The following is a 9,872-nucleotide window of genomic DNA, read 5'->3' as shown; positions in this document are numbered from 1 at the left end:
GGCGTGGTGTCAGGCAGACCATTTTCAACTGATACACCGCTTTCGCGAGCAAGCCCGCTCCCACAGGGGGATTTGTGTTGGATTCAGGGTGGAGGCACGAGCCTAAGGAAGGAAATACCAAATTTCAGACACAAAAAACCCCGGTCTTTCGACCAGGGTCTTTGCTATCGATTCCGAAACAACCAACGGTTGCTTTCGGTGTTTCAAGGCGTTCAGTGGTCCTTGAAACAGATATGGCGCAGCGGACGGGACTCGAACCCGCGACCCCCGGCGTGACAGGCCGGTATTCTAACCGACTGAACTACCGCTGCGTATCGCTTTGAGCTTGCGCTCAAGTAACTCGTTTTGATTGAAAGCTTCGGTGCTTTGCAATCGCGAACCAGACAATGTCTGACTCGTAAAATATGGCGCAGCGGACGGGACTCGAACCCGCGACCCCCGGCGTGACAGGCCGGTATTCTAACCGACTGAACTACCGCTGCGCGTCGGTGGAGGCACTTTCAGCCTACCTCTTGCTTTCGCAAGTTTCTCGGGGAGTGGTGGGTGATGACGGGATCGAACCGCCGACATTCTGCTTGTAAGGCAGACGCTCTCCCAGCTGAGCTAATCACCCGTTTGCATCTCCGAGGCCGCGAAATTTACGCAGGTAGCGAACCTAAGTCAATAGCAGGATTGAAGTTTTTCTGAAAAAGACGAAATTGTTTCCATCCTGCAAGACTGCATTCGCGAGCAAGCTCGCTCCCACAGGGGGATTGCATTCCAAATGTGGGAGCGAGCTTGCTCGCGAAGACGGCAGCCCATTTGACGCAAATTCAGGAGAAGAGCGCGATCTACTCGGTGTAAATCATCTTCTTGGTCATGCCGCCATCCACGACGAATTCCTGTCCGGTGACAAACCCGGCATTGCGCGACAACAGCCACGCGACCATCGCCGCCACATCCTCGACCGTCCCTACCCTGCCCGCCGGATGCTGCGCATGATCGGCATCGGCCAAAGGCTCAGCTCGCCGCGCAGAAGGATCCCGGGCATCAATCCAGCCAGGGCTGACCGCATTGACGCGAATTTCTGGCCCGAGACTGATCGCCAACGCATGGGTCAGCGCCAACAACCCGCCCTTGCTCGCCGCATACGCCTCGGAATCAGCCTCCGACTGCCGCGCACGGGTCGAGGCCAGATTGACGATCGAGCCGTTGTGCGCGCGCAGATACGGCGCACAGTGCTTGGCCAGCAGCATCGGCCCACTGAGGTTTACCGCCAGCACTCGATTCCAGTACGCCAGATCAAGACTTTCCAGGGTGATGTTGTGCGGGTCAGCGACTGCCGCGTTGCACACCAGCGCATCGAGACGACCAAATTGGCCGAGCACCTCGGCAACGCCGAGCGCGACTTGACTTTCATCCGCCACGTCCATTGCGATGAACCAGGCATTCTCGCCCAGTACCTTCGCCACTTTCGAGCCGCGCACCCGATCGAGATCGGTCAGCACCACTTGCCAGCCTTCGCTGATCAACCAGGCCGCGATACCCAAACCGATGCCGCGCGCAGCACCGGTAACCAGCGCCACGCGGCCATGGGTGCCCGCCTTCGGAGTAGACAACTCGATCACAACGCCGCCAGACCGCGCGACAGATCAGCCTGCAGGTCCACCACGTCTTCCAGACCGACCGCGATGCGGATCAGGCTGTCACGAATCCCTGCTGCTTCACGCTCCTGTGGCGCCAGACGGCCATGGGAGGTGGTGCTCGGATGAGTGATGGTGGTTTTGCTGTCACCAAGGTTGGCGGTGATCGAGATCAACCGGGTGGCATCGATAAAGCGCCACGCGCCCTCTTTGCCGCCCTTGACCTCGAAACTCACCACCGCGCCGAAGCCCTTCTGCTGACGCTGGGCCAGTTCATGCTGCGGATGGCTCTTGAGACCGGCGTAATGAACCTTCTCGATACCGTCCTGCTGCTCCAGCCATTCGGCCAGTTGCTGGGCGTTGGCGCAGTGCGCCTTCATTCGCAGATTCAGGGTTTCCAGGCCCTTGAGGAAGATCCACGCGTTGAACGGGCTCAGTGTCGGCCCGGCGGTGCGCAGGAAACCGACAACTTCTTTCATCTGCTCGCTGCGACCAGCCACCACACCACCCATGCAACGGCCTTGGCCGTCAATGAACTTGGTCGCCGAGTGCACGACAATGTCCGCACCGAGTTTCAGCGGCTGCTGCAAGGCAGGCGTGCAGAAGCAGTTGTCGACCACCAGCATCGCGCCTTTGGCGTGAGCGATTTCCGCCAGCGCGGTGATATCCACCAGCTCTGCCAACGGATTGGACGGCGACTCGACGAACAGCAGCTTGGTGTTCGGCTTGATCGCCGCATCCCAAGCCGAGAGATCGGCCAGCGGCACGTAGTCGACTTGCACACCGAAACGCTTGAAGTACTTCTCGAACAGGCTGATGGTCGAACCGAACACACTGCGCGACACCAGCACGTGATCGCCGGCACTGCACAGGCTCATCACCACCGCCATGATCGCGGCCATGCCCGTGGCGGTGGCGACCGCTTGTTCAGCGCCTTCCAGCGCAGCGATACGCTCTTCGAACGCGCGCACGGTCGGGTTGGTGTAGCGCGAGTACACGTTGCCCGGCACCTCCCCGGCAAACCGCGCGGCCGCGTCGGCAGCGGTGCGGAACACGTAGCTGGAGGTGAAGAACATCGGATCACCGTGTTCGCCTTCCGGCGTACGGTGCTGACCGGCACGTACGGCCAGGGTATCGAACGCTACGCCTTCGAGGTCGCTGTCCAGCCGACCGGCATCCCATTCCTGACTCATGCTGTCACTCCTTGCCCTGTTCTTGAAAATTAAAAGTCAGATACAAAACCGGCCCCTCAGGGCCGGTAGAAACTCAGTTGTTGTACAGATCGATGATCGCACTGACCGCCTGGGTCTTGACCTTGGAGGCATCGTTGCGTGCCTGCTCGATCTTGTCCAGGTAAGCCTCGTCGACGTCGCCGGTGACGTACTTGCCGTCGAACACCGCGCAATCGAAGTTTTCGATCTTGATCTTGCCGCCACCGACTGCTTCGATCAAGTCAGGCAGGTCCTGATAGATCAGCCAGTCTGCACCGATCAGATCCGCCACATCCTGAGTCGAACGATTGTGTGCGATCAGTTCGTGAGCGCTCGGCATGTCGATGCCGTAAACGTTCGGGAAGCGTACGGCCGGGGCCGCCGAGCAGAAGTAGACGTTTTTCGCGCCGGCTTCGCGGGCCATCTGGATGATCTGCTTGCAGGTGGTGCCGCGTACGATCGAGTCGTCGACCAGCATCACGTTCTTGCCGCGGAATTCCAGCTCGATCGCGTTGAGCTTCTGACGAACCGACTTCTTGCGGGCAGCCTGGCCCGGCATGATGAAGGTCCGGCCGATGTAGCGGTTCTTGACGAAGCCTTCGCGGAATTTCACACCCAGGTGGTTCGCCAGCTCCAGCGCGGCGGTGCGGCTGGTGTCCGGGATCGGGATGACCACGTCGATGTCGTGCTCTGGACGCTCGCGCAGGATCTTCTCGGCGAGTTTCTCGCCCATGCGCAGACGCGCCTTGTACACCGACACGCCGTCGATGATCGAATCCGGACGCGCCAGGTAAACGTGCTCGAAGATGCACGGGGTCAGGGATGGGTTGGTCGCGCACTGACGGGTGTGCAGCTTGCCGTCCTCAGTGATATAGACCGCTTCGCCAGGGGCCAGATCGCGGATCAGGGTGAAACCGAGCACGTCCAGGGAAACGCTTTCGGAAGCGATCATGTACTCGACGCCTTCGTCGGTGTGACGCTGACCGAACACGATCGGACGGATGCCGTGCGGGTCACGGAAACCGACGATGCCGTAACCGGTGATCATCGCCACCACCGCGTAACCGCCGACGCAACGGTTATGCACGTCGGTCACGGCGGCAAACACGTCTTCTTCGGTCGGTTGCAGCTTGCCGCGCTGGGCCAGCTCATGAGCGAACACGTTGAGCAGCACTTCCGAGTCGGAACTGGTGTTGACGTGACGCAGGTCGGATTCGTAGATCTCCTTGGCCAACTGTTCAACGTTGGTCAGGTTGCCGTTGTGCGCCAGGGTGATGCCGTAAGGCGAGTTGACGTAAAACGGCTGCGCTTCGGCCGAGGTCGAGCTGCCGGCAGTCGGGTAACGGACGTGACCGATACCCATGTGGCCGACCAGGCGCTGCATGTGACGCTGCTGAAACACGTCACGCACCAGACCATTGTCCTTGCGCAAGAACAACCGGCCATCATGGCTGGTCACGATACCGGCAGCGTCCTGGCCGCGGTGCTGGAGCACGGTTAGCGCGTCATACAGCGCCTGATTGACGTTCGACTTACCGACGATACCGACGATGCCACACATGCGACGCAACCCCTACTTAATGGATCTGAACTGAACAACACTCACTGAGGCGTTTTGGCCGACGGCAAGAGTTGCTCCTTGAACGGAATATCAGCGGGTACGCTGATTCCGCTGGCAAGCCACTGACTGCTCCACCCGAGAATCAGGTTTTTGGACCAGTCGGCGACCAATAGAAACTTTGGCACGAGCTGTGATTCTTTCCACCACCCGTCCTGCTGTACCGGCCCCAGGCTCAACAGCCCGACTGCCACGACCACCAGCAACACGCCACGCGCCGCGCCGAAGGCCATGCCCAGGAATCGATCGGTGCCGGACAATCCGGTCACGCGCACCAACTCGCCGATAAGATAATTGATCATTGCGCCCACGATCAGCGTGGCGACAAACATGATGGCACAGCCCGCGATCACGCGAGCCGATGGGGTTTCGATGTATCCGGCGAGGTACTCGGACAGTGAGCCACCGAACATCCAGGCAACCGCTCCTGCGATGATCCAGGTCACCAGCGATAATGCTTCCTTGACGAAGCCGCGGCTCAAACTGATCAAAGCGGAGATGGCGATGATTGCAACGATCGCCCAGTCAACCAGGGTAAATGGCACAGTGCAGCCTACAGACGGATAAGGCGGCGCATTTTAGCAGAGCGCACCGCTGTCGGTAAGCTGCGATTTTCAGTGCATTTCAATCGAATCGATAGATCCTAGCCGCGCTCGGGCTGGAAGCGCACAACAAACCCCTTGAGGTTTTGCTGGCGACTCAACAGATCACGCAGACGATCGGCCTCGGCACGCTCGATCAGCGGCCCGACGAACACCCGATTCTTGCCGTCGGCGGAACGGATATAGGCGTTATAGCCTTGGCTGCGCAGGGTTTTCTGCAGGCTTTCGGCGCTGGCGCGACTCGACAGGCTGGCCAGTTGCACCGACCAGCTGACCGACAGACCGTTGGCATCGACGCGACTTTGCGTGGTGTCAGGTTTCGATGCAGCAGCAATTGGCTGAGCAGGCGCCGGAATCGGCTTGGCCACCGCAGGCGGCGCAGTCGGCTTGGCGATTGCTATGGGTGCCGTTGGGGCCGGGGCTGCCGCGATTGGTGCAGCAGGCGCAGTGTCTTCTGCGACTTCTTCATCCGCTGGCACCGGTTCTTGCGGCAAAGCTTGCGGCTCAGGCACGGCCACCGACTCCATTTGCACCTGAGGCATCGAAGGGGCTTGCGGCGCGGCAGGCGCCTCGACCGTCACTTGACGTTGCTCGTCCTGGCGGGAAAACAGCATCGGCAGGAAAATCACCGCCAGTGCCACCAGCACCAGGGCGCCAACCATGCGCTGCTTGTACGCTTTATCCAGCAAAGCCATTTGCCGCTTCCTCCGTGGAGCGCCGGGCCAGCCATTCAAGGGCCTCGGCGACACAATAAAATGATCCGAACAACAGAATCTCGTCGTCGCTGGTTGCGATCTCGCACTGCCCTTCCAGCGCAGCCGCGACACTGTCATAGGACGTGACGGACGCGCCAAGGTTCTGCAACCCGGCGTGCAATTCACTGACCGGACGCGAACGCGGCGAATCCAGCGGCGCGACCGCCCAATGCTGGACACTAGCATTCAATTCGCCGACAACACCATCCAGATCCTTGTCGGCCAGCAAGCCGAACACCGCCAGACGCTTGCCTACCGGCGGCCGAGTGGCCAGGCGCCGCGCAAGATACTCCGCCGCGTGCGGGTTATGCCCCACGTCCAGCAGCAGGTTCAGGCGCTTGCCATCGAATTCGAACGAGCGGCGATCCAGCCGGCCGACCACGCGAGTGGCCTGCAAGGCAGCAACAATTTGCGACGGATTCCACGGCAAGCCGAGCAGCAGATACGCCTGCAATGCCAGCGCGGCGTTTTCCATCGGCAGATCGAGCAGCGGCAAGTCGCGCAGTTCGACCGGCTGGCCTTGCGCATCAGTGCCGCGCCACTGCCAGTGCTGGTCTGTGATGCCGAGGTCGAAATCACGCCCACGCAGGAAAAACGGACATGCCAGCTCCCGCGCCTTGTCGAGCAGCGGTTGCGGAGGATTCAGGTCGCCGCACAAGGCTGGTTTGCCCTGACGAAAAATCCCGGCCTTCTCGAAGGCCACGGATTCGCGGGTATTGCCCAGGTATTCGGCATGATCGACGCCAATGCTGGTGACCAGCGCGATATCGGCGTCCACCACATTGACCGTGTCCAGACGCCCGCCCAGCCCGACTTCCAGCACCACAGCGTCAAGTTTTGCCTGTTGAAACAGCCAGAACGCCGCCAGGGTGCCCATTTCGAAGTAAGTCAGGGAAGTGTCGCCACGCCCGGCCTCCACCGCAGCGAAGGCCTCGCACAGCTGCGCGTCAGTGGCTTCGACGCCATTGAGCTGCACCCGCTCGTTGTAACGCAGCAGGTGCGGAGAATTGTAGACACCCACGTTCAGGCCCTGCGCCCGCAGCAATGACGCCACGAAAGCGCAGGTCGAACCCTTGCCGTTGGTGCCGGTGACCGTAATCACCCGAGGCGCCGGCTGGCCCAGTCCCATGCGGGACGCTACCTGTTGCGAACGCTCCAGCCCCATGTCGATGGCCGATGGATGCAACTGCTCAAGGTAGGCGAGCCACTCGCCAAGGGTACGCTCGGTCATACGTTGGCAGGCACCGGTGGAACGACGATTGGCTCAACAGGAGCGGCGACGTAGGTCGGAGTCGGCTGGCCGGTCAGTTGCGCCAGCAGATTGCCCAGGCGTGGACGCAGTTCACGACGATCGATGATCAGATCGATCGCGCCATGCTCCAGCAGGAACTCGCTGCGCTGGAAGCCTTCCGGAAGTTTTTCACGCACGGTCTGCTCGATCACGCGCGGACCGGCGAAGCCGATCAGTGCCTTTGGCTCACCGACGATCACGTCGCCGAGCATTGCCAGACTGGCGGAAACGCCGCCGTAGACCGGATCGGTCAGCACCGAGATGAACGGAATGCCTTCTTCACGCAGACGCGCCAGTACGGCCGACGTCTTGGCCATCTGCATCAGCGAGATCAGCGCTTCCTGCATGCGCGCACCACCGGAGGCGGCGAAGCAGATCATCGGGCAACGGTTTTCCAGGGCGTAGTTGGCGGCGCGCACGAAGCGCTCACCGACGATGGCGCCCATGGAACCGCCCATGAAGCTGAATTCGAACGCCGACACCACCACCGGCATACCCAGCAGGGTGCCGCTGACGGAGATCAGCGCGTCCTTTTCGCCGGTCTGCTTCTGCGCAGCGACCAGACGGTCCTTGTACTTCTTGCCGTCGCGGAATTTCAGACGGTCAACCGGCTCCAGATCTGCACCCAGCTCGTTGCGGCCTTCGGCATCCAGGAAGATGTCGATACGCGCCCGTGCGCCGATGCGCATGTGGTGGTTGCACTTGGGGCAAACGTCCAGGGTCTTTTCCAGCTCAGGGCGATACAGCACAGCCTCGCAGGACGGGCATTTGTGCCACAGACCTTCAGGCACCGAGCTCTTCTTGACCTCCGAACGCATGATCGAAGGGATCAGTTTGTCTACCAACCAGTTGCTCATGCTTTCTTTCTCCAGTACCGGCGGCCCGAACGCTCTGGTTCGCAGCCCCGCGTATGCCCTTCAGCTAAATTCATGTGTGTGGCGATGGTTGGTGGAACGCCGCGGTCAGCGCGAAACATGACCTGCGTGCAACTCCAGAAACCCTCAGCCTCGCCTGCTTTGTGCAAGTGCATTGATGGACGGCGGCAGTTCGCCAGCCGTCACATCGAAGTAGACGCTCCCTGCGAGCTTCTACGTACGGCATTGATGAACGCACGGATCTTCGCATGATCCTTGATGCCCTTGCTCGCTTCTACCCCGCCGCTGACATCGACCGCGTAAGGTTTGACCCGCGCCACGGCGTCGGAGACGTTTTCCGGGGTGAGGCCACCGGCCAGGATCAGCGGCTTGCTCAAAGTTTGCGGAATCAAAGACCAGTCGAACGCCTCGCCGGTTCCGCCAGGCACGCCTTCGACATAAGTGTCGAGCAGCACGCCACTGGCACTCGGATAGGCATCGACGGCAGCGGCGATGTCATCGCCAGCCTTGACCCGCAATGCCTTGATGTACGGACGATGCCAGCCTTCACACTGTTCAGCGGTTTCGTCGCCGTGGAACTGCAACAAATCCAGCGGCACGGCATCGAGGATTTCCCCCAACTCGCAGCGGCTGGCATTGACGAACAGGCCCACCGTCGTCACGAACGGCGGCAAGGCCTGGATGATCGCCCTTGCCTGCTGCACGCTCACTGCACGCGGGCTCTTGGCGTAGAACACGAACCCGATCGCATCCGCCCCGGCCTCGACCGCTGCCAACGCATCTTCTATGCGGGTAATCCCGCAGATCTTGCTGCGAACGGCTGACATATCGAGAAAAACTCCGCGTCAAGTTCGGGAAAGTCCCGGATGGTAACAAATGCGTTCGAGGGCGTCAGCCGTCAAGTTCCGAGAAACCCGTAAGGAAATGTGGCCCGATAAAACGCTCGGGCAACGGAAATTCATCGTGATACTCGACCTGCACCAGGTACAGCCCGTACGGATGCGCTGTCACGCCACCGGAACGGCGCTCGCGGCTTTCCAGCACTTCCTTCATCCACTCGACCGGGCGCTCGCCAGCACCGATGGTCATCAACACACCGGCAATGTTGCGCACCATGTGGTGCAAAAAGGCGTTGGCGCGAATATCGAGAACGATCATCTTGCCGTGGCGAGTCACGCGCAGATGATGCATCTTCTTGATCGGCGACTTGGCCTGGCACTGACCAGCACGGAACGCACTGAAATCGTGAGTGCCGATCAGGTATTGCGCCGCTTCAGCCATGCGCTCAACGTCGAGTGGGCGGTGGTTCCAGGTGATCTCTTCGTTGAGATGCGCCGGACGAATCTGATCGTTGTAGATCACATAGCGATAACGCCGGGCGATGGCTTTGAACCGCGCATGGAAATGCGCCGGCATCACCCGCGCCCAGCTGACACTGATGTCGTGGGGCAGATTGATATTGGCGCCCATCACCCAGGCTTTCAGCGAACGATCGACTGGCGTGTCGAAATGAACCACTTGTCCGCAAGCATGCACCCCGGCATCGGTACGCCCGGCGCACTGCAGCGAAATCGGCGAATTGGCGACTTTCGACAAGGCTTTTTCGAGTTCTTCCTGCACCGTGGCCACGCCGGTCAACTGACGCTGCCAGCCGCTGTAGCGCGAGCCTTTGTATTCAACGCCAAGCGCGACGCGGTAAAAGCCGTCGGGTGCCATTTCGGCGACCGGATTATCTATGTTTGCCAAGGTGGGACAGCCTGCTGTTGTGCAAAGGCGGGCATTATAAGGCTGTGGACCGGGGATGCCAGTCAGTTCTGTGTTGACGGATCCGACCTCTTCGCGAGCAAGCCCGCTCCCACAGGAGGAATGTATTCCAAATGTGGGAGCGGGCTTGCTCG

At 60.6% G+C, this 9,872-nt stretch carries 9 protein-coding genes and 3 tRNA genes; all 12 read right to left on the bottom strand.

What is annotated here, in order from left to right; genetic code table 11:
- Nucleotides 1-234 precede the first annotated feature (234 nt).
- Nucleotides 235-311 (bottom strand) — tRNA-Asp (locus QMX91_RS25295).
- Nucleotides 312-405: 94 nt separating this feature from the next.
- Nucleotides 406-482 (bottom strand) — tRNA-Asp (locus QMX91_RS25290).
- 55 nt (nt 483-537) lie between these two features.
- A tRNA-Val gene (locus tag QMX91_RS25285) sits at nt 538-613 on the bottom strand.
- A 217-nt stretch (nt 614-830) separates the two neighbouring features.
- Nucleotides 831-1,607, bottom strand: coding sequence for an SDR family oxidoreductase (locus QMX91_RS25280; protein ID WP_003226413.1), 777 nt, complete (start codon nt 1,605-1,607; stop codon nt 831-833).
- Nucleotides 1,604-2,815, bottom strand: a complete 1,212-nt coding sequence (locus QMX91_RS25275; RefSeq protein ID WP_098964646.1) for an O-succinylhomoserine sulfhydrylase — start codon at nt 2,813-2,815, stop codon at nt 1,604-1,606. Before QMX91_RS25275 ends, QMX91_RS25280 begins: the two co-directional genes overlap by 4 nt.
- Nucleotides 2,816-2,888: 73 nt before the next feature.
- Nucleotides 2,889-4,394, bottom strand: a complete 1,506-nt coding sequence (gene purF / locus QMX91_RS25270) for an amidophosphoribosyltransferase (RefSeq protein ID WP_003226416.1) — start codon at nt 4,392-4,394, stop codon at nt 2,889-2,891.
- Between the two features lie 41 nt (nt 4,395-4,435).
- Complete coding sequence (locus QMX91_RS25265) at nt 4,436-4,996, bottom strand: CvpA family protein (RefSeq protein WP_007961197.1); 561 nt, start codon at nt 4,994-4,996, stop codon at nt 4,436-4,438.
- A 98-nt stretch (nt 4,997-5,094) separates the two neighbouring features.
- On the bottom strand, nt 5,095-5,748 hold the full coding sequence (locus QMX91_RS25260) for an SPOR domain-containing protein (RefSeq protein WP_096796160.1): 654 nt from the start codon (nt 5,746-5,748) through the stop codon (nt 5,095-5,097).
- Nucleotides 5,732-7,039 carry a bifunctional tetrahydrofolate synthase/dihydrofolate synthase gene (gene folC, locus QMX91_RS25255; protein ID WP_282413545.1) on the bottom strand — a complete coding sequence of 436 codons (1,308 nt, stop codon included), beginning with the start codon at nt 7,037-7,039 and terminating at the stop codon, nt 5,732-5,734. The genes QMX91_RS25260 and folC overlap by 17 nt, the downstream gene beginning before the upstream one ends.
- On the bottom strand, nt 7,036-7,956 hold the full coding sequence (gene accD / locus QMX91_RS25250) for an acetyl-CoA carboxylase, carboxyltransferase subunit beta (RefSeq protein WP_027611535.1): 921 nt from the start codon (nt 7,954-7,956) through the stop codon (nt 7,036-7,038). Before accD ends, folC begins: the two co-directional genes overlap by 4 nt.
- Before the next feature lie 200 nt (nt 7,957-8,156).
- Complete coding sequence (locus tag QMX91_RS25245; RefSeq protein ID WP_282413544.1) at nt 8,157-8,801, bottom strand: phosphoribosylanthranilate isomerase; 645 nt, start codon at nt 8,799-8,801, stop codon at nt 8,157-8,159.
- Between the two features lie 64 nt (nt 8,802-8,865).
- Nucleotides 8,866-9,690, bottom strand: a complete 825-nt coding sequence (gene truA, locus QMX91_RS25240; protein ID WP_282413546.1) for a tRNA pseudouridine(38-40) synthase TruA — start codon at nt 9,688-9,690, stop codon at nt 8,866-8,868.
- Nucleotides 9,691-9,872: the final 182 nt, after the last annotated feature.

Source organism: Pseudomonas sp. PS01299 (genome assembly GCF_029960145.1).
In the GTDB taxonomy this organism is placed as follows: Bacteria; Pseudomonadota; Gammaproteobacteria; order Pseudomonadales; family Pseudomonadaceae; genus Aquipseudomonas; species Aquipseudomonas putida_A.
Note: the sequence above shows the minus strand (reverse complement) of the source record. Positions and strands in the feature narration are given on the sequence as shown.